The sequence below is a fragment of the Thermodesulfobacteriota bacterium genome, from assembly GCA_035559815.1.
In the GTDB taxonomy this organism is placed as follows: Bacteria; Desulfobacterota_D; UBA1144; order Nemesobacterales; family CSP1-2; genus DATMAT01.
In genome coordinates this window covers 1-19,452 of sequence record DATMAT010000051.1, presented here as the reverse complement: position 1 = coordinate 19,452, position 19,452 = coordinate 1, and the positions used below count along the sequence as shown (strand labels likewise).

At 47.9% G+C, this 19,452-nt stretch carries 14 protein-coding genes; 6 read left to right on the top strand and 8 right to left on the bottom strand.

Translation table 11 applies throughout. The annotated features are described in order from the left end of the window. Positions 1 to 176: 176 nt before the first annotated feature. From VNN20_12905 to VNN20_12895, 3 genes are all read right to left on the bottom strand, one after another. On the bottom strand, positions 177 to 1,436 hold the full coding sequence (locus VNN20_12905; GenBank protein HWP93086.1) for a glycosyltransferase: 1,260 nt from the start codon (positions 1,434 to 1,436) through the stop codon (positions 177 to 179). A gap of 93 nt (positions 1,437 to 1,529) precedes the next feature. After that, positions 1,530 to 2,960, bottom strand: coding sequence for a pyruvate kinase (gene pyk, locus VNN20_12900; protein HWP93085.1), 1,431 nt, complete (start codon positions 2,958 to 2,960; stop codon positions 1,530 to 1,532). Positions 2,961 to 2,993: 33 nt separating this feature from the next. Then, positions 2,994 to 4,307, bottom strand: coding sequence for a glycerate kinase (locus VNN20_12895; GenBank protein HWP93084.1), 1,314 nt, complete (start codon positions 4,305 to 4,307; stop codon positions 2,994 to 2,996). Between the two features lie 653 nt (positions 4,308 to 4,960). Here VNN20_12895 and VNN20_12890 point away from each other — a divergent pair. From VNN20_12890 to VNN20_12880, 3 genes are all read left to right on the top strand, one after another. After that, positions 4,961 to 6,553, top strand: a complete 1,593-nt coding sequence (locus tag VNN20_12890; GenBank protein HWP93083.1) for an asparagine synthase-related protein — start codon at positions 4,961 to 4,963, stop codon at positions 6,551 to 6,553. A gap of 98 nt (positions 6,554 to 6,651) precedes the next feature. After that, the gene (locus VNN20_12885; GenBank protein HWP93082.1) at positions 6,652 to 7,668 is read left to right on the top strand and encodes a Gfo/Idh/MocA family oxidoreductase; all 1,017 of its coding nucleotides are present in this window, start codon (positions 6,652 to 6,654) and stop codon (positions 7,666 to 7,668) included. 76 nt (positions 7,669 to 7,744) lie between these two features. Continuing rightward, on the top strand, positions 7,745 to 8,758 hold the full coding sequence (locus tag VNN20_12880; protein HWP93081.1) for a Gfo/Idh/MocA family oxidoreductase: 1,014 nt from the start codon (positions 7,745 to 7,747) through the stop codon (positions 8,756 to 8,758). Between the two features lie 143 nt (positions 8,759 to 8,901). Here the strand turns inward: VNN20_12880 and VNN20_12875 are convergent, their stop codons facing one another. The 3 genes from VNN20_12875 to VNN20_12865 all read right to left on the bottom strand — a co-directional run bounded on the left by VNN20_12875 (position 8,902) and on the right by VNN20_12865 (position 12,569). Continuing rightward, on the bottom strand, positions 8,902 to 9,711 hold the full coding sequence (locus VNN20_12875; protein HWP93080.1) for an HAD-IIB family hydrolase: 810 nt from the start codon (positions 9,709 to 9,711) through the stop codon (positions 8,902 to 8,904). Then, positions 9,701 to 10,912 (bottom strand): glycosyl transferase, encoded by a 1,212-nt coding sequence (locus tag VNN20_12870; protein HWP93079.1) that lies wholly within the window; start codon positions 10,910 to 10,912, stop codon positions 9,701 to 9,703. Before VNN20_12870 ends, VNN20_12875 begins: the two co-directional genes overlap by 11 nt. Before the next feature lie 661 nt (positions 10,913 to 11,573). Further along, positions 11,574 to 12,569, bottom strand: a complete 996-nt coding sequence (locus VNN20_12865; protein HWP93078.1) for a 3'(2'),5'-bisphosphate nucleotidase — start codon at positions 12,567 to 12,569, stop codon at positions 11,574 to 11,576. 257 nt (positions 12,570 to 12,826) lie between these two features. On the opposite strand from VNN20_12865, the gene cofG reads away from it, so the two are divergent. The 3 genes from cofG (at position 12,827) to VNN20_12850 (ending at position 18,559) form a co-directional block, all read left to right on the top strand. Further along, entirely contained in the window at positions 12,827 to 14,128 is a 1,302-nt protein-coding gene (gene cofG, locus VNN20_12860; GenBank protein HWP93077.1) for a 7,8-didemethyl-8-hydroxy-5-deazariboflavin synthase CofG, read from the top strand. Beyond that, entirely contained in the window at positions 14,115 to 15,317 is a 1,203-nt protein-coding gene (gene cofH / locus VNN20_12855) for a 5-amino-6-(D-ribitylamino)uracil--L-tyrosine 4-hydroxyphenyl transferase CofH (protein HWP93076.1), read from the top strand. Before cofG ends, cofH begins: the two co-directional genes overlap by 14 nt. Before the next feature lie 347 nt (positions 15,318 to 15,664). Beyond that, positions 15,665 to 18,559 carry an FAD-linked oxidase C-terminal domain-containing protein gene (locus VNN20_12850; protein ID HWP93075.1) on the top strand — a complete coding sequence of 965 codons (2,895 nt, stop codon included), beginning with the start codon at positions 15,665 to 15,667 and terminating at the stop codon, positions 18,557 to 18,559. 239 nt (positions 18,560 to 18,798) lie between these two features. Here the strand turns inward: VNN20_12850 and VNN20_12845 are convergent, their stop codons facing one another. Both VNN20_12845 and VNN20_12840 read right to left on the bottom strand, forming a co-directional pair. Then, the gene (locus VNN20_12845; protein ID HWP93074.1) at positions 18,799 to 18,915 is read right to left on the bottom strand and encodes a type II toxin-antitoxin system HicA family toxin; all 117 of its coding nucleotides are present in this window, start codon (positions 18,913 to 18,915) and stop codon (positions 18,799 to 18,801) included. A gap of 54 nt (positions 18,916 to 18,969) precedes the next feature. Continuing rightward, entirely contained in the window at positions 18,970 to 19,218 is a 249-nt protein-coding gene (locus VNN20_12840; protein HWP93073.1) for a type II toxin-antitoxin system HicB family antitoxin, read from the bottom strand. Between the last annotated feature and the right edge of the window lie 234 nt (positions 19,219 to 19,452).

Genomic DNA, 19,452 nt, shown 5'->3' with positions numbered 1-19,452 from the left:
TAATTTTCCCCTTGTTGAATAAGAATATTTTGGATGTCCTAGCTTATATATCTTGCTGTTAAAGGTCACTAAACTAACTATGGGAAAGGACCGGCATGAGATAATTATCAATAAAAGTTATTTTATTATAGACAATAATTTTAGCGGCCTCAACCTAAATCCGGTTAATTGCCTATTTATTCCCACATGGAAAACCTCTCTATAAGGTATGGTTTGTTCTTTTCGAATACTTCGGCCTGTTTTTGTACTACGGCCTCCGCTTCGTCACTGCTCATGTCAATCACCTGCTCGCAGTAACTCTTAGTGCGGCCAAAATAAAGCGGTGTGATAATGTCCACCAGCCGACGCCTGTTTCTCTGCCAGAGTTGATATATAACCGCAAAGTCGTAGAGAACCTTACTCCACAGCTCGGCGTCCAATTCTTCTTCCTTGCCCGACTCCCAGCTCCGGTGGATGCTTTCAAGCCTGGACATGTTCTCGGTGCTCAGTATGTGTCTATACATAGGCTTAAAGTGATTAAATCCTTCTATGAACTCGGTCTTCAACCTCTTCAAATTTACATTGACCGGTTCCAGTTGGAGAATTTCCCCTTTGAAGTTGATTATGGGAATTGATTTTAGCGTGGCCTCTTGACGCCATTTGTTTTCATACCTTCCCATGAGATAAAAAAGGGTGCTGATAACCTGATGGAACATGGGTCCCAGGTCGCTGCCCGGGTCCTTGGCTCCATGGATCTTCGTCCCCAGGTAGGATTGAACCACTTTATAGCCCTCATTTATGGCCGAGGTAGACATCCAAATATCGATCCCAAATTTGGCCACATCGGTATCCCACACATCTTCTCTCATGTAAAACTCGGCCAGTTCGGGAGAAAAAGCAAAATCCCCCCCGATGGGCTGACGCAAGTCCACTCCGTAAAGTGCCCGGGTCATGGGATATACAATGTGGTTGGTGATGGTGCCGTCAAACTTATGCCGACGGTATAACGGGGCTACGAACCCAGCCGTTTGGTTCAGTATGGGGTCTATCATCAGTTTTACCCATTCCGGGGTAATGCTCCTAAGATCTGCATCGAACATGGCAATAGCTTTGGCATTAAGCAGGGTAGCCGCTTCAAACACCGCCCGAAGCGATGTACCTTTTCCGGGTAATCCGCGGTATATGGTGACGCGTCTTTCCACGCCGTCGGGAATCAAAGCTCCATAAGCCTTTTCCCGTGTATCGTCTAGAGATCCCCCGTCACTGATGAAAACCGCAGTCTTAAGACCAGGATAATGTTGTGCTAATCCCTGCCCTACCTGTTCCACCACATAGCCTATGCTGTCCTCGCAGTTGTAGCTGGGAATGCTCACCAATATGTCCACGCTTTTTATCTTGTCTATCCACATGTGCACATTTTCCCTAAGTGCTGAGGAGTATTTTCTCAAGGTTGCCATGGTGTATTACCTCCTTTTCTATGGTTTGTTCATCCTTCCACTCGCCTCCCCCGAAAAAGCTCACAAAAACGAAAGTTTGCCAGATGATTAGGATTACATTCCTTTACCGTCCAGAACCTCTGCCTTTATCAAATTAGTATTGCCGGAAATACCGACGGGAAGGCCTGCAGTAATTACCGCCCTTTCACCCCGGCTGGCCATGCCCGAGCTTAATGCATCCTCGATTACCCCTTTGATCATTTGATCTGTGCTTTTCATAGTCTTGCTCAAAATAGGTATTACACCCCACACCAGCGCCAAACGGCGGTAGGTCTCTTTTACCGGTGTAGCCGCCAAGATAACCGGACTCGGCCGGTGTTTTGATACCATCCTGGCCGTGGCTCCCGACTGGGTGAAGGTTATTATCAATTTTGCCCCTATATCTTCGGCTAGCTCACAGGCCCGCCGGCTGACCGCCTCGGGCACGGACTTTAGACCCTCTTCGGGATATTTTCGAGACCAAGCATCGAAGGGAAAAACGGCCTCGGTGTCCTCGGCAATTTTTGCCATCATCCTTACGGATTCGACCGGGTAATTCCCTATGGCCGTTTCTTCGGAAAGCATAAGGGCGTCAGTGCCGTCCAGGATGGCGTTTGCCACATCGGTGACCTCGGCCCGGGTAGGTCGACGGCTATCCACCATCGAACGGAGCATCTGAGTGGCGGTAATAACCGGGGTGCCGAGCCTATTTGTTTTTTCGATAAGCATCTTTTGTACCCGGGGCACCTTCTCCAGTGGAATCTCCACCCCCAGGTCACCACGGGCCACCATGACGCCGTCGACTGCCTCTATGATTTCATCTATATTCTTGAGCGCTTCATGCTTCTCTATCTTGGCGATTATCGGTATGCCGCTTCCTTTCCCTCTCCTCATGAATCGCCTTACGTCTTCCACGTCTTTAGCATTTCTCACGAAAGATAACGCAATAAAATCGACTTCATGCTCTATTCCGAAAGCCAAGTCGTCTTTATCCTTGGCGGTCAGAATGGGGGTTTTGATCGAGCCGGTGGGCAGGTTGATGCCCTTGTTCGAGCTGAGAGGGCCGCCCACGATCACCCTGCACTTGATATCATGGGCGTTTGTCTGCAAGACCTTTAGTTCCAGAGCCCCGTCGCTGAGGAGGAGTGTGTCTCCCGGCTTTATTTCTCTGGGAAGGCTGGGGTAGTTGATCGAAACCACTTTTTCATCTCCAAGCACCCGACGGTTGGTGAGGGTAAATAACCCTCCCGATTCCAGTGTTACAACCCCATTTTCGATTTCCCCGATTCTTATTTTAGGGCCGGCCAGGTCTTGAAGTATAGCCACGGGGCAGCCGAGCCTCCGGGCAATCCTTCTAATGTGAAGAATTACCCTCCCATGTTCAGACCTCGTTCCATGGGAGAAATTTAATCGGGCTACGTTCATCCCCGCTTTTATCAACTGCTCTAGAATCTGTGGCGAGCTGGAAGCGGGGCCTATGGTGCATACGATCTTAGTCCTTGGCATTATCATTCCTTACACTTAACAAATATCCGAACCCTAAGCCACCAAAACCAGGCGGAGGTCCATCACGTTGGTACGGGTCGGTCCGGTAATGAGCAGGTCTCCCAGTTTCCCAAAAAAATGATAGGAGTCGTTTTCCCGGAGATGATCATCCGCCCTGAGATTTAACTCTGTAGCCCTTCGTAAAGACGTTCCATCAGCAATTGCGCCAGCAGCATCAGTCGGGCCGTCTGTTCCATCGGTACCGCCGCTCAATATCACTACATTCTCCAGGCCGTCGATATCAATCGCTGCCGCCAGAGAAAATTCCTGATTACGTCCCCCCAATCCCTTTCCTCGAATAGTAACCGTGGTCTCACCGCCGGAAATTACACAGGCCGGCCTGGACACCGGGTTGTCCGTACTGATTATCTCCTTGGCAATGGCCGAGTGTACCTTGGCTACTTCTCTGGTCTCCCCTTCGATGAAGCTGGATAGAATGAGGCTGTTGTACCCAAGCCCATCCGCCTTCTCCTTGGCCGCCCTGACCGCGAGTATGTTACTTCCAATTATGAAATTACCGGTTTTTGCGAAAACCGGGTCATCCGCTTTAGGGGTCTCCTCAATCTCTCCCCGCAATCCCCTCTCCAGAAACTCGACCACGGAGCGGGGAACCTTCTCTCTTATCCCATATTTGTCGATTATGTGTAAACACTCAACAAATGTGCTACTATCCGGAACGGTCGGTCCCGAGGCGATGCTGTCCAGGTCATCGCCGATCACGTCGGATAAAATCAATGAAATTAAAGTGGAGGGATAAGCCATTCCGGCCAACCGGCCGCCCTTGACCCGGGAGATGTGTTTTCTTAAGGCGTTAATCTCATGAATATTAGCCCCGCTATCCAAGAGCACCCTGGTCGTCTGTTGTTTGTCTTCTAGAGTCAAACCCTCATACGGAGCGGGGAGAAGCGCCGAGCCTCCTCCGGAGATCAAGCACAAAACCAGGTCTTTCTCTCCGGTCTGCTCGAGCAACTCGATAATCCGTTCCGTTCCCATTAAACCCGCTCGGTCGGGTATAGGATGTCCGGCTTCGTTGATTTTGATTATCTCGAGCGGGACGGAGTGACCATATTTGACGTTGATAATTCCGTCCGTACAGCACTCGCTCAACAGGTCTTCGATTGCCCGGGCCATCGATGCCGAGGCTTTTCCCATTCCAACTACATAGACATGCTCGAATTCGTTTATGTTGTAGGTGCGGCCCTGGATTTCTAGTCTGCCATCTAGGTAGTTAAGATGCTGCTTAACCGCTACAACTGGGTCTACAGCCTTGAGACCAGCGTGGAATATAGCGATAGCATCTCTACGCAATTTCGCTAATTCCATAGTCTTAGATTATAACAAACGGGCCAAGCGGTCACAAATTTTTTGACCTCTGTTAATGCATAAGAGATTAAACTGTATAAGCCGAGACGATCAGTCGGAGACTGTTGTGATAAGTTGCAACCAAAATTGAAATCCTTCTTGCCTTCGTATTAGGCCGAGTCACTAAATACCTCGGACCCTGTGCTAAGCAAAATATAAGAATAAACTCTGGCAAAAGGCCTAGGTTGTCATGCTGAACGGAGTGAAGCATCTAAATATATTTAAAGTTTCTTCAGCGGAGCCTGCCCGGAACTCGAAGGGGTTCAGAATGACAATTCTATAAGTTACTTGAGATAGAACTAGGCTTAAGATAAACATAACTACCTATCGACGGTAGCTTAGCGTCAGATTGTTCAGTCCTCTCTTATATAATTATATATTTTATATATATGTTATTGCTGATATTTACCACAAAAACTTGATTTATTTCGGCTTATTTGTTAGAATGGCTGTAGTTATAGCTTAAATCTCAGATTCGCTAAGTCTTATAAAGCCCAAATATTCTAGATTGAACACGACCATGAAGAGAAACCCTTCTTCAGAAAATACTTTTTTTTGTTACAGATAAGATAAAAAAACTAATGAAAGGAGATTAAAAAATGTGTGGCATATGCGGTTTTATGGATCATAGAGACGGACCGATAAGTGTTACATTGGACATGCTGTCCAGGATCCGACATAGAGGTCCCGACCAAGTTGGAGTCTATCTCAATGAAAACATATGGCAGGCCAAGAATATTAATGATCTTAAAGGAGTTAGGGATGAAGGACCTATATCTCTTGGCCAATCGAGGCTGGAGATAGTTGGAGGTGAGAAAGGCGTACAGCCGATAAAGGGAGATAAACTCACCCTAGTTCACAACGGTGAAATATACAATCACCGGGAGCTAAGAGGACTACTCGCTGACCGAGAAATGGGTAGTGACAGCGATAGCGAAGTTCTCCTCCATCTAATAGAATATTTTTATGAGGGTAATCTCCTCGATGCAGTCAGGAAAGCAATGCCCCTCCTCGACGGCATGTACGCTTTCGCCGTAACCGACGGAAAGTACCTGGCATTGGCCAGGGACCCGGTCGGGAAGAAACCCATCTACTTTACGGACAGCCTTCCCTTCTATTTTGCCTCGGAGAGAAAAGCCATAACCTCTGGAGCGGGAATCATAAAAAGATTGCCTCCGGGGAAAATAGTGGAGGTCTCGGAGAGAATAAGGATCGAAACCGGATACGAGATAGAGAAACCTCCCATCGAGATTAATGATATGGAAGAAGCGCTTAAAGCTTATCAGGGGGCATTCGACCGGGCCGTCGAAAAAAGGGTAGCCGGGCTTGACCGAGTAGGGGTGCTATTCTCCGGCGGCATCGACAGTGTACTGGTGAGTAGGGCGGTTCAACTAGCCGGCTGCAAGGTTACCTGTTACTCCGTCGGGGCAAAAGGGGGCGGAGATGTAGAGATGGCATTAAGGTCGGCAAAAGAACTGGGATTGAACATCAAGCTCGAATATCTTACCGAGGAACTCATCGAGAGTCTGTTACCGGAGATCATCGAAGCAATCGAGTTAAACGGCCTAATTCAGGTTGAAGCGGCCATACCGATGTACATTGCCGCCAAGATGTGCAGAGAAGATAACCACAAAGTCATGTTTACCGGACAGGCTGCCGATGAACTATTCGCCGGATATTCCTGGTACAACGATGTGGTGAGAGAGAAGGGTCATCTGGCTCTACACGACCGGCTCTGGGACGACATCGAAAAGCTATATCTGGACACGCTGGAGCGGGAAGACCGGATGGCCATGGCCCATTCCATCGAGTTAAGAGCACCCTTCTTAGACAGAGAAGTAATCAGAACGGCCATGAGAATAGCCCCCAATCTAAAGATAAAAGATGCGGACGACAAATACAGAAAGCTTGTTCATAGAGAACTGGCGCTACGGAAAGGCATTCCCCGAGAAATAGCCTATCGGCAGAAATCCCGAGCTCAGGACGGCACCGGCGTTCACGAGATGATCCGGTCAATCGCGGAAAAACACTTCGCTGGAAAAAAATTTAACCGTGTTGACGTCCTCGACTACGGAAGTAACTATCGCTACCTCAAGGAAGATTACGCTACCCCGGCAACGTTGGCGCTCCTTGAAGAAATCACCAGGATAAACAAGGTAGATTTTCTCGCCACCAAAAACGAGGACCTGTAGAGCCCGGAAGATTCGAGCCGGCTAAGAATCAACGCCCTCTTTCACGGCGGTTGGATAATTTTTATCAGTAATTCCCCCAAAAGGAGGACCAATTAACAATGGAAAAAGAATTTCATGTCGGCATCATCGGAAATGGAAATATCTATAACCTGGCCCATAAACACGCCTGGAAGAATATCCGCCGAGCAAATGTAGTGGCCACGTGCGATATAGTCGAAGAAAGGGCCAAAAAGGCATCCGAGGAATTAGGAGCCGACGAGTATTACCGGGACTTTCGTCAACTCCTCAAGAACGGCGACATCGACCTAGTGGATATATGCACGCCCAGCCACCTGCACGCAGAGATGGCTATTAAATCCCTGGAGAGCGGAAAACACGTAATCTGTGAAAAGCCGATTGCAATGACACTGGCCGATTCGAGTAGAATGCTCGAAGCTTCTAGGGCAAACGGAAAAGGGCTCTTCATCGGGCACACCAGACGATTTGACGACCGGTGGGTGCAGATCAAAGACGCAATTTCTGCCGGAAGAATAGGAGAACCGATTAGCGTGAGGCGAAGCGAACGTTCCTGGGTGGGCTTTCCCAAGGGTGACTGGCATTGGAAAAGGGAAAACGGCGGGGTGATAGTCGACCTGGGAATACACGTCGCCGACCTCTCCCGGTGGTTTTTGGAGGAGGAACCGGTCGAGGTCTTCTCCAAGTTTAAAAGCTTAAGAGAGGAGGCCAGGGCTTACGGTTGTTATGACTTCGGGGTCATGCTGGTAAAGTTTGAGGGTGGCAAGCAAGCGGTGATAGAAGTGAGCTGGGCACATCCCAAAGAGTATGCCCCTTTTTACTGTTCAACCGAGGTAATCGGAACGAAGGGAAAAATTCAATACAGCGACAAGGATTCGAGTCCTGCGGTAATCGTCGGAGATAGTGTGTCCATACCTCGGTTCTCCACGATGTTATCTTCGATGCCCCACGTTTTCACGAGAGAAATCGAGCATTTTCTCGACTGCCTAGAGAACGGCGCAAAACCCAGAATAACCGATGAAGATGCCAGTAAAGCGCTCAAGGTAATCGTATCGGCCCTGAAATCTGCAGAAAAGGGAAAGCCAGTAAGGATCAACTAGACTCGGCTATAGGCGTTTCTCTCTTATCCCCCTAAGAGAGAAACCGAGTCCGAGGCTAAATGGAGGTGCATTAGTCATGCTTAAGTTCGGAATAATAGGCTACGACCATCCGCACATCCTTCGTTATGCTCCCACCATCGCCGGTCACAAAGAAGTGGCACTAAACTCTATAGCGGCGATCGGAATAAACAGGGATTTATCCAAAAAAGATGCGGAAAGGTTTAAGGCCAGATACTATGAAGACTTAGACGAGATGCTTACCAAGGAAGAAGGATTAAACGCTGTTTATATCGGAACGGAACCATCGAGACACCTGGAGGTCGTCAAGAAAGTGGCGCCGAGGGGTATCGATATCCTGTGCGATAAGCCTATTGCCACAAATCTCGAAGAAGCAGATGAGATAATATCCATCGCCGAAGACAGCGATGTTAAGCTGATGGTCCCGTTCAACCCTCCCTATCAACTGGGCGTTATCCGGATGAAGGAGATGATAGAAAGCGGCGAGTTTGGAAATATATACCACCTGAACGCTACCAAGTATGGTAAAATTCCCACGGTAATAAAGGGGCTCAATACCTCTTGGTTCCTGGACCAAGAAAAGGCCGGGTTTGGTGGATTTGCCGACATCGGAATACATGCCGTCTTCGGGTTAATGTGGCTGGTTGGAAGACCGGCAAAGAAGGTTTATGCAGATATAGGAAGAAAGGTCCACACAGAAATTCCGGTAGACGATTTCGGCACCGTATTTATTGAGTTTGAGGGCGGAATCATCGGGACGATTTCCGCAGGCTGGGTAAATCCCCTGGGTTTTCCCACCCATCTAGATGCCAAGTTTGAGATACTGGGCTCAAAAAAGGCCATGATCGTAGATAAACCCTATCATGACTTCAAGATCTTCGACCAGGAAAAAACCGAATCGGTAAACTGGTGGAGGGTAGATGTGGATAGACTGATAGATGAATTCATAATGTCCATAATCGAAGGTAGGGAGCCGGCGATAACCGGAAGGGACGCACGTGCCGCACTGGAGATAATAGTCGCGGCTTATAAATCCTCCGAAGCAGGAAAAGAAATCAATCTTCCCATTTAACCGAATCAGCCACTGATGAATCAATGAGGCTCTGGCTGGGGCGGTAATACCATGCATCCAAATGATAAGAACTTTAATTAAATGAACTACCTAGACTGGCTGGTGGTAACGGTATATGTCACCGGCCCTAAGTAATCACCGGCTCATTCCAATAAACCTAAAACAACCTTGTTCCATCCTTCGGGTCCCACTCCTTCTGCAAGGATCAAATTATCCAATTTTATTCTTGGGTCATATTGGCCGTCGGGCTTCTGGACGAGCACAGGAATATCGACCGCTTCAAGCATAGGGAGGTCATTAAGGCTGTCCCCTATACCAATAGTTTTTAGCCCGGAGAACTTTACCTTGAAAATATCGATGAGAGTCTTAACGGCCCCACCTTTATCGTTCTCACCCATGATGTGTTGGAATATCCCACCCTCCGTATGCCTAAACCCCCTTCTGGTTATTTCTTTCTTCACCCGCTCCTTATCCCCCTCATCTCCGTATGTGATGAAGGGCTCGTCGTATTCACGCTTTCGAGCCAGCCCGGCCTCCTCCTTATTTAGTCCGGAGACCTCCGAAAGTTCTTCAATAGTCATCTCCGATAAACCTTTGAGATTGACTCCCGCGTCTTTTTTTATCGAGTTTAAAACCTCGATCAATGTGTTATGAGGGGTTCCAAGTTCAATAATCTTGTAGCCATCCACCTCTTTGTCATAGTCGAAGTCGTAAGGAAAGTATGAGTCGGGAATAAAGATAGCCCCGCCGTTTTCGGAGATGAAAGGTGCTTGATTGTCCAGTAGACTCCTATAAAGCTCTATTTCCGCCCTGGTCTTGCTGGTGCATATTATGAGAGGGATGTTTTTTGAGCCGATAAGTCGAAGCGCCGGTATCGCCGCTTCAAAAGAATAAGAGCTGTAATCAAGGAGCGTCCCGTCCAAATCGGTGAAGACCAGAAAATCACTGGGCATTATCCTCATCTACTACCTGTTTTAGTTGATCGAGAAAATCGGGTATTGCCGAAGTTACCCTGTTCCAGTTTGGTATGAGCGGCGCACCAAGCGGATCTTCGAAGAAACTCTTGCTAGCTATCCTTATTCCTTTAACGAAGGTCTCTACGGCAACTGCTTCTTCGTGTCTATCAAAATAGAGGCTGTTTATCGCCGCATCGTCGCTATACACCTTTATAGCATCCTGTGCCGTTCTCAGATAGGTTACAACCAAGGTGTTAAAAAATCCCTCGGAGAAAACTACTCCCTCCGCAGCTAGCGTCCTGAAAAGTGATTTTGATATATCTATGCACATCTTTAGAAGCCCGCCCTGGGGGTCATCGGTGGACAAACTCTGGTGTTTATGCTCGTAGTTGTCACAAAGATCGACCTGACATATGCGCTTCGGGGAAACATTCCTGAAAACCTCGGCGAGCATCCCCACTTCCAATCCCCAATCGGAAGGGATACGGTTTACCCTGGCCAGGTCCGCTTTCATCGAGAATTCGCCGGCAAGCGGATATCTGAAGCTGTCCAAATACACCAGAAATGGGAGGTGCCCCACGATTTTCTTTAACGCTCTTACGATCGGTGTGATAAAGAGTCTGGTTACCCGGCCGTACATTCGGTCGGTTACCCTTGAATAGTAGCCTTTACAAAATTCAAAATCCAGGTTCGAGTTTGCAACCGGATAACACAACCTGGCCAGGAGTTCTCTACTGTAGGTAATAATGTCACAGTCATGTAGTACTATGACCTCACTGGATTCTTCCGCCAGCACATATCCATAAGCGATCCAGGCTGCCCTTCCCTTTCCCGGTTCACCGGTGTAAAGCCCGTTTCCCTCTAATAGTCGGAAAAGAGAGCGTACCCCTTCGCCGTCATCCCATATTATTTTCACCTTATGAGGAAGGATGGAGAAAAAATCCTTAGCATGCTTGAACTCCGCCTCGCTCGCCCTTCCTAGGGTTATCACTATTTCACTAAGATAATCTACATTCTTCAAATCCTCTAAGATGTTTTTTAAAGCCTGCCCCTGTAACTCCGAATAAAGACACGGAAGAACAAGCGCAATCGGACGGAGTTCAGAATCCTCCTTCAACTCTTCTTCTAATTTTTCGACGTTATCCTTCTTCAGCCTGTGTAATGTGGAAATAACTTCGGCCTGGTGAAAATCACCCATGATCTCTCTCCTTTTTCTATTTATTGCGAGGATAGTGAAATTCCCCGGAGAACTAGCTTGAGAGAAGTAACGTTTGGAGAATCAGAACTAAGCAAATGTTATTATAAACGACATTGCAAACCATCTCAACTTAATTAGGCTTTTTGAACACCACTGTTCAAAATAATCAGAAAACTCATCCCTGTGAAATAAGACTTTTAGACGGATAAAAAGCCTAATTTCAAATCAAATTGCCTTCTTTATGTTTGTTATGTAAGTCCTGATAACATTAGTCCTAGAAAGGGGGGATTGCGTCGGTCGTGAAATTTATCCCTTCGACAAGCTGGATAGGGTTCCGAATAAGTACATTGGCATCCTTCGACGGGGCTCAGAGCCTGTCCTGAGTCGATCCCCGATTAAATCGGGGAAGGAATGAGCGGATGCACGCATCCGCTGCTAATTAGGAATAAAAGACCCGTTCGTCCTGAGCGGAGTCGAAGGGCGAACACCTCAAGAAATTCTATCCTTTCTTTTTGTGGCGATGCAATCCCTTATTTTGGACAAGTGTGATTTCTGGACGTCATTAAGAATTACTCAAGGATGAAGACCACCCTGTTTAGAGATGGTTACGCTCCAAAATAAGCTAATTTATTCCGGAATAGTTTTGAATCTATGACTTTATTCACACCTTAGATTCCAAAACCCGCCTGACCGCATCCACTACCTTAGGGTGAAGCTTGCCGTTAGTCCCCAGGACACCGGTGTTATGCCGTAGTTCTCGCCCCAACGAAAAATCGAGCGGCTTACCGTAGACATCCGTAACCTCTCCGCCAGCCTCCTTCACTATAATCCAGCCGGCAGCATGGTCCCAAATCTTTTCCACGTAGTCATTGCTGGTAGGAAGCCTCATGTAAATAGATGCGTCGCCCCGGGCCAAAGCGGCATACTTGCACTGGCTGTCTATGCGAATCGGGGGAGTAGTGACTCCGAGCATCCGTGAGATGAGCGCCGCGTCGCTATGAGAAGAGTGAGCGGATTCTACCGACTCGCAAAAAGAAGCAATGGAGGGATCGTCGATTTGTGTAACCCTAATTGCAGTTTCCATAGAATCACCTAATGAACGCATCATCGCTCCCTGATTCTTGACGGCCATGAACAGACAACCCTTATCCCCTTCCGGATTATTTGGGTCTACAGGAAAGTTGGGGCATCCCAGCGCCCCGAGAATCACCCTTCCGTCTTCGATGAGGGCAAGGGCCACCGCGTATTGCTCTCCCCGTAAAAACCCTTTGGTTCCGTCAATAGGGTCAATTGTCCAAAATCGACCCTGTGAACCGCCTGCATGACTGCCGTAGTCAATTGCCGACACTACCGCATCTTCCCCCAAACCGGGTATCACCGCGTCCACATGCTCGAAAACCTTCTCCATTATGACCTTCGCCTGAGGCGTTTGAAGGGTAGCAGCGTCTTCCTCCGCCATTATGGGGTCGTCAGGAAAAGCCCTCCTGAGTTCTAGGCTTATTACCGCCTGAGCACCGAAATCGGCTACGGTGACCGGGGACTTGTCCTTCTTGGCTATGGTCTCCTCGGACACTAGCGAAGCCCTTACCGACTGACACAACCTTGATGCCTTGAGCACCGCCTCCATAGCTACGGAACGCTCTAACTCATACCCCATTCATTGCTCCTTTAGTGAAACGCTTTTTATTTGATAGAATGTGAAACCGCTCCCGAAAATCAATTTGGTTGGCCACGGTTAAGTAAAATGTAGCGTGGTATAGATGTCAAGTAACCAGACGCTTATTCCGAGGCAAAAAGGCCAGGTTGGAACAGCCAAAAGACTTGACAAAGACCATCTACTTATGCGAATATAAGTGAATCTAGGCAGTAAAAAAACCGCTTAAAGTGCACATATAGAAGAGAAAAAAAATTAAAATGATGAATACCTATGTAAGTGAGACGGAAGGCTTACTTGGCTCAGGCAGGTTAAGAGGAGCGTTCGGCTCATTCGGCATTTCGCCGAACCCGTTAAAGATTCCGTCCCCGCGGCTGGAAAAAATAATAGATAAAGCCGTTTATGGCGAGACAATAGACAAAGAAGACGCCCTTTTTCTCCTGGAACTGGATAGCCAGGAATTCCCCTTCTTGCTCTATGCTGCATCCCGGGTCAGGGAAAAGGGTAAAGGGAATACTATAACCTTCTCCAAAAACGTGTTTGTTCCCCTTACCCGGCTCTGCCGCGACCACTGCGGCTATTGCACCTTCAAGATTGAACCGGAAGAGGGTGAACTATTCATACCTCCGGAGGAGGTCCTTGACACTGCCAGGGAAGGAGCTAGGCTCGGATGCACCGAGCTTCTCTTCGTGACCGGCGACAAGCCGGAGCTTAAATACCCGGTTTATCGCGACGCCCTATCTAAAATAGGATATAAAACCACTGCCGAATACCTGGTAGCGATGTCCGAGGCCGGTCTCAAGGAAAATATATTTCCCCATACGAATATGGGTGTGGCAAATAGGGACGAATTGGCCGCACTCAAAGAATGGAATGCAAGCCAGGGACTGATGCTCGAAACAATAAGCACCAGGCTTCTCAAGAAGGGCGAAGCACACTACCGTTCGCCGGATAAGGTGCCCAAGCTTAGAATCAGGACAACCGAATATGCAGGCGAGTTGAGGATTCCCTGGACCTCCGGGATACTGGTGGGCATAGGGGAAACGCATGAAGAGAGGGTGGATTCGTTAATCGCTATAAAGAAACTTTCGGATGAATACGGCCATATTCAGGAGATAATTATTCAGAACTTCAGCCCTAAGCCAGGAATATTGATGGAAAGACATCTCTCCCCGGAATTCCTGGATATGCTCAAAACCGTGGCCATTGCCCGGCTTTTATTCGGGGAAAGAATGAATGTACAGATTCCCCCCAATTTAAATTCAAGGACCTTTTCTCTTTTTATTTTTGCCGGGGCTAACGACCTGGGTGGAGTTTCACCTATCACAATCGATTACGTTAACCCGGAGGCTCCCTGGCCCCAGGTAGAGAGGATGGAGAAGGAGCTTAAGGAGCTTGGTTTTATCCTGAAAGAAAGGTTACCGGTATATCCGGAATTTATTGGGGAGGAATTCCTGAGTAACAGTGTTTTGGAGCGGGTGAACGGTTTTGTGGATGATTACGGCTACGTATCCCCGGCCAATTCATCTAAGACCCAAGGAGAGGAAAATGGAAGAGCTTAAGGAGATAGTGGACAAAATAGAAGAAAATAGAAGTCTCGGTCTTGATTCCCTTCTGTCGAGAGTGAACGGGAGAACGGCTCAGATAGTTAACAAGGCCCTGGTGGGACAGGAGGTTTCTGTAGAAGAAGGTGAGCATCTTTTCAACATGCAGGATGCGGACGAGATTTCCCTTCTAGCCATCGCCGCCGATGAAATCAGGAAAGAGGATGTTGGAGACGTCATAACTTATGTCATAAACCGCAATATTAATTTCACCAATATTTGCGATGTCTGGTGTGGTTTTTGCAATTTTATGGCTCCGGAAGGGGATGAACGGGCCTATTTCCTGACCATGGAGGAGATTGCCCAAAAAACGATAGAAGCCAGAGAAAACGGAGCAACCGAGGTTTGCATGCAGGGAGGCATGCACCCGGATATAGACGGGAAATTCTACATAGAACTCATAAAAACAGTGAAAAAGGCCGTGCCGGACATGCACACACACTGCTTCTCCCCGTTCGAGATATATTACGGGGCAAAGACCCTTAACGTGACCGAAGAAGACTTCATCGAGATGCTCAAGGATGTCGGCCACAATACCTTCCCGGGCACTGCCGCTGAGGTCCTGGACGAGGAGGTGAGGAAGGTAATAGCGCCAAGAAAGATTACCACCTATGACTGGATTAGAATCGTCAAAAAAGCACACAAGGCCGGTATGAGGACAACCTCGACCATAATGTATGGCCATCTAGATAAGCCCCACCACTGGGCCAAACACATAGGGATACTCAGGGATATTCAGAAAGAGACCGGGGGATTTACCGAGTTTGTTCCGCTAAGGTTCATTCCCTGGAACACCAGGCTTTTTAGAAAATCCAAGGGTAAGGTAATGGCCGGTCCTACTGACCTTGAGCAGTTGAAGATGTACGGGGTATCCAGGCTTATGCTTCGCGGATGGATAAACAACATCCAGGTATCATGGGTGAAACAGGGGCCGGAGTTCGCTCAGTTCTCTTTAACCGCCGGGGCCAACGATTTCGGCGGCACCTTGATGGAAGAGCATATCTCCCGCGCTGCCGGGGCAAATCATGGCCAGTATTTTCCGCCCGAGGAATTCCGCCGCCTTACCAGGGAGATCGGACGCATACCGGCTCAGAGAACCACCACGTATGACACGGTCATGACGTTCAGCAAAGAAGGAGAGGATTGAGCAGTAGGGGCGTACAATTGCACTCCCCTCATTCCATCTTGGGTTACAAAACCGCGTAGAAACTTATAACCCTAAACCCTCGATTCATTTTTCCTGATCCGAGAAGTAAATGCAGAAGCACTGCAATACTTGTACATATTAGCTCAGCATGGTCAACGCTTCTATAAAGCGTAGGGAACGCATACATGCGTTCCTTACAAAAATATAATCTCACTACTCTAGTCTGAATTTTCATAAGGCACAAAACACAAACTAAATTTGATTTACCCCTTCTAAAACTCGTATCGAATCCAATGTTCCCAGCATAGTTAACCTTCCTCATGACAGTTATACTGATTTTCTATATCATGCCCACTGATTCCCTCCGCCGAGACCTCGAAGTCACTCTTAAAACGAAACTAGACGGTGAAGTCCGGTTTGATACCATCAGCCGGTTTCTCTACAGTACCGATGCCAGCAATTATCAGATTGAGCCTGTCGGTGTGGTCATTCCGAGAACAGTTGAGGACGTAGCAAGAACGGTAGAAACCGCTGCCCGGTACAATGTGCCTATACTTCCACGCGGCGGAGGAACGAGCCTTGCCGGTCAAGCCGTGGGTCATGCCTTGGTGATCGACTTTTCTAAGTATTTGAATGAGGTGCTGGAATTAAACCCGGAGACTGGCACAGTTCGAGTACAACCCGGTATATACCTGGAACAACTTAATCGATATCTGAAACGACACAACCTTATGTTTGGCCCGGACCCGGCAACCGCCAGAGTGGCAACTATGGGCGGTGTGATAGGAAATAACGCCACCGGCACGCACTCAATCCTATATGGAATGGCCGGAGATAATTTAAAAGCCGCTCAGGTTGTTCTCTCGGATAGCAGCACGATAGGGCTAAACGCTATAGACGAGGTTAGCTTTTCTAACAAAGCCAACACAAATTCTGCCGAAGGAAGGCTCTACAAGAATCTTCTTGAATTGCGTAACCGCTATGCCGAAGCCATCAAGAAAGATTTTCCCAAGCACTGGCGGCGGGCTTCTGGCTACAGCCTGCCTTACCTTCTCAAGAGTCCCTTCAACCCAGCTCAACTTCTTGCCAGCTCTGAAGGAACGCTAGCCGTAGCAACAGAGTTCACACTTAATTTGGTTCCTAGGCCCCTTCATACCGGGCTCACGCTTTTACAATTTACCAAACTGGTCTCGGCCATGGAGGCCGTGCCGGTTATCCTCGAAAAAGATCCTTCGGCGATAGAATTGATCGATCGGATGCTCATCAGCCTTACCAGAGAACACCCCGGATATTCCCCAATGCTCTCGTTTGTCGAAGGCGACCCCGAAGCTATCTTGGCCGTAGAGTTCTATGGTCAAACAGAAAGGGAAGTGGAACAAAAGACCCATGACTTGGTTTCTTATCTTAACGGCAGGAACGTCAAATGTTCCAGCGCATACGCCCTTTCTCCGGAATATCAGGCTAATGTATGGGGGGTAAGGAGGGCAGGATTAGGCTTACTGATGAGTAAACGAGACAATTATAAGCCCATTCCCTGCATCGAAGATGTGTCCGTGCCGGTTGAAAATTTATCAAACTATGTAGCTAATATACTTGATGTGATCCACAGGCTGGGAACCAAAGCGGCGTTCTATGGGCACGCCAGCGCCGGATGCCTTCATGTGAGACCGCTCGTCAACCTGAAAGCAACCCAGGGTGTAACGCTCATGAAGGAGCTAACAGAGCAGGCTTTCGAGCTAGCTCTACGGTATGGCGGTGTTATGAGCGGAGAGCACGGAGACGGTTTACAACGAAGCTATCTCAATGAGAAACTCTTCGGCCCTACACTTTATCAAGCAATGCGCGAGTTGAAAACCGCCTTTGACCGGCGCGGACTCCTCAATCCGGGCAAGGTTGTAGATGCTCCGATGCCGGATGAAAACCTGCGATACACCACAAACTACAGAGCAGTAGAAATTAGTACTTACCTGGATTGGTCCAAGGATAAAGGATTCACTCAGGCGGTAGAGATGTGTAACGGTCAAGGTCTCTGCAGGAAAATCGGAGAAGGCATAATGTGCCCATCATACATGGCCACACGCGATGAAATGGACACAACCAGGGGGCGAGCCAATGCGCTTAGGGCGGTTATCTCGGGAAGATTATCTAAAGAAGCATTAGCCAGCGATGAAATGTATAAGGTATATGACCTCTGTCTTGCCTGTAAAGGGTGTAAGAGGGAATGCCCCTCCGGCGTTGACGTAGCCAAGATGAAGACCGAGTTCTTGGCCCATTATCACTCGGCTCGCGGACTAACTATCCGCGACCGTATCTTCGGCTATATTCATGAAATAAGCCGCATTTCCTCTCATTCTGCATCGCTGGCCAACTTTATCTTAGATAACTCCCTATCACCCTGGTTACTTTCTCAGATGAATATTCATCCAAATCGTTCATTTCCTCGCTTTGCCGGTGAGACTTTTACTAATTGGTTCTACAATCGCCAGCCAATCAAACCCAGAACTGCTGGTGGAAAAGTAGTCTATTTTCACGACACCTGGACTAGCTTTTATTATCCGGAAGTCGGTCAAGCCGCGGTGAAGCTGCTCGAAGCCGCCGGATTTGAAGTAATATTAGTCCCCAACCGTGCGTGCTGCGGCCGCCCGATGCTCAGTAAAGGGATGGTCGAACCGGCACGCTCCCGTGCACTCAGAAATGTAGAGCTACTCTCTACCTACGCTCGCAAAGGCATACCAATCATCGGTACCGAGCCTAGCTGTATCCTCACCTTTCGGGATGAATACCCGGATTTATTACCTAGAGACTACGATGTCAGAGTTGTGGCGGATAGCTCATTTCTATTGGAAGAGTTTCTCCTCGATTTACATAAAAAAAAGCGGCTCAATATCTCTTGGAAATCCAATAGCCAATCGGTTTTCTTCCACGGACACTGTCATCAGAGGGCATTGATTGGCAGTGAACCCTCATTAGAGCTTCTCCGTCTCTCCGGCTGTTCGGTCAGGGATAGCGGCGCCGGTTGCTGCGGAATGGCCGGAAGCTTCGGCTATGAAAAGGAGCACTACGAAATCTCGAAGAGAATCGGAGAAGATCGCCTCTTCCCAGCTATTAGGCAGACATCTCCAGAAACGGTAATCGCCGTATCCGGTGTTTCCTGCCGCCAGCAGGTCGAGCACTTTGTAGGAAGACGACCCAAGCACATTGCAGAGGTTCTGGTAGGTCAACTCATCGGGAATACTGAATAACCTGGCTCAGTCAATAACAGCTTTTACGAAAACATTATGTCTAAATACTAGAGCAAAGGCGAAGTTATATTCTATCAGTAATGATTCATAACTCTTAGGAGGCAAACGACTATGAGCGTCTTCTAGCTTTTTAATAATTCGGTGAATTTTTCAACGGTCAAACCCGATTGACGGATCAGTTTCCTCAGAAGCCCAGGTTTTAAGGTTTTATGATCCGAAATCGTTAACGGCTGGTGTATTTATGGATTATTCTCGTTGGGCATCCGAATATGACTGCCTTTTTGACGAACAACCTTATAGCCGATTTTTTCAAATACCTTAATTGCTTCTTTGGCAGAGATAATTGGAGTCTTCATATTTCACGGCTATAGAACAATCCTCTGGTCTTTCAATCTTAGAAATAGTTGATTTCATATAGCTACTGTGACACTACCAACCAGTAAATGGGATGTAGCCGGTATGGGCTCACCATGCTTTTTCATATCTTCAAGGCAAAGCTCAATAGCCTCTTTTATATTCTCAAGCGCTTCTTCCAGTGTATCGCCCTGGCTAAAACAACCGGATAAAGACGGGCAAGATACCACATATCCACCTGTTTCATCGGGTTCTATAAGTACCTTAAAATCTATAAGCTTAGGTGATTTCTTTCGTCTTGCCATTATAAAACCTCCCGCTTCAATATACTGATTCATAAAGGTCTAGTGAAATTACTCTTCATCAGGAATAACGCACCGTCAAGACACGGCTTTTATTCTCATATCTGTCCAAAATAGGTTTTAAGGGAAGGGAGCTCCAACAGGTAGAATTGATTTATTTGCAACAACAAAACAACCACCTGAAGGAGGCATCCCGTGAACAAGTATAGCAGTATTTTTGGTCAAATGTTACGAATA

Bases quoted from the DNA above. Each gene is read 5' to 3' on its own strand.
- VNN20_12870 (HWP93079.1), bottom strand. From the start codon at position 10,912: ATGGGTGATTTTCACCAGGCCGAAGTTATTTCCACATTACACAGGCTG.
- cofG (HWP93077.1), top strand. From the start codon at position 12,827: ATGATGAATACCTATGTAAGTGAGACGGAAGGCTTACTTGGCTCAGGC.
- VNN20_12845 (HWP93074.1), bottom strand. From the start codon at position 18,915: ATGAAGACTCCAATTATCTCTGCCAAAGAAGCAATTAAGGTATTTGAA.
- VNN20_12885 (HWP93082.1), top strand. From the start codon at position 6,652: ATGGAAAAAGAATTTCATGTCGGCATCATCGGAAATGGAAATATCTAT.
- VNN20_12890 (HWP93083.1), top strand. From the start codon at position 4,961: ATGTGTGGCATATGCGGTTTTATGGATCATAGAGACGGACCGATAAGT.
- VNN20_12905 (HWP93086.1), bottom strand. From the start codon at position 1,436: ATGGCAACCTTGAGAAAATACTCCTCAGCACTTAGGGAAAATGTGCAC.
- VNN20_12840 (HWP93073.1), bottom strand. From the start codon at position 19,218: ATGGCAAGACGAAAGAAATCACCTAAGCTTATAGATTTTAAGGTACTT.
- cofH (HWP93076.1), top strand. From the start codon at position 14,115: ATGGAAGAGCTTAAGGAGATAGTGGACAAAATAGAAGAAAATAGAAGT.
- pyk (HWP93085.1), bottom strand. From the start codon at position 2,960: ATGCCAAGGACTAAGATCGTATGCACCATAGGCCCCGCTTCCAGCTCG.
- VNN20_12880 (HWP93081.1), top strand. From the start codon at position 7,745: ATGCTTAAGTTCGGAATAATAGGCTACGACCATCCGCACATCCTTCGT.
- VNN20_12875 (HWP93080.1), bottom strand. From the start codon at position 9,711: ATGCCCAGTGATTTTCTGGTCTTCACCGATTTGGACGGGACGCTCCTT.
- VNN20_12850 (HWP93075.1), top strand. From the start codon at position 15,665: ATGCCCACTGATTCCCTCCGCCGAGACCTCGAAGTCACTCTTAAAACG.
- VNN20_12865 (HWP93078.1), bottom strand. From the start codon at position 12,569: ATGGGGTATGAGTTAGAGCGTTCCGTAGCTATGGAGGCGGTGCTCAAG.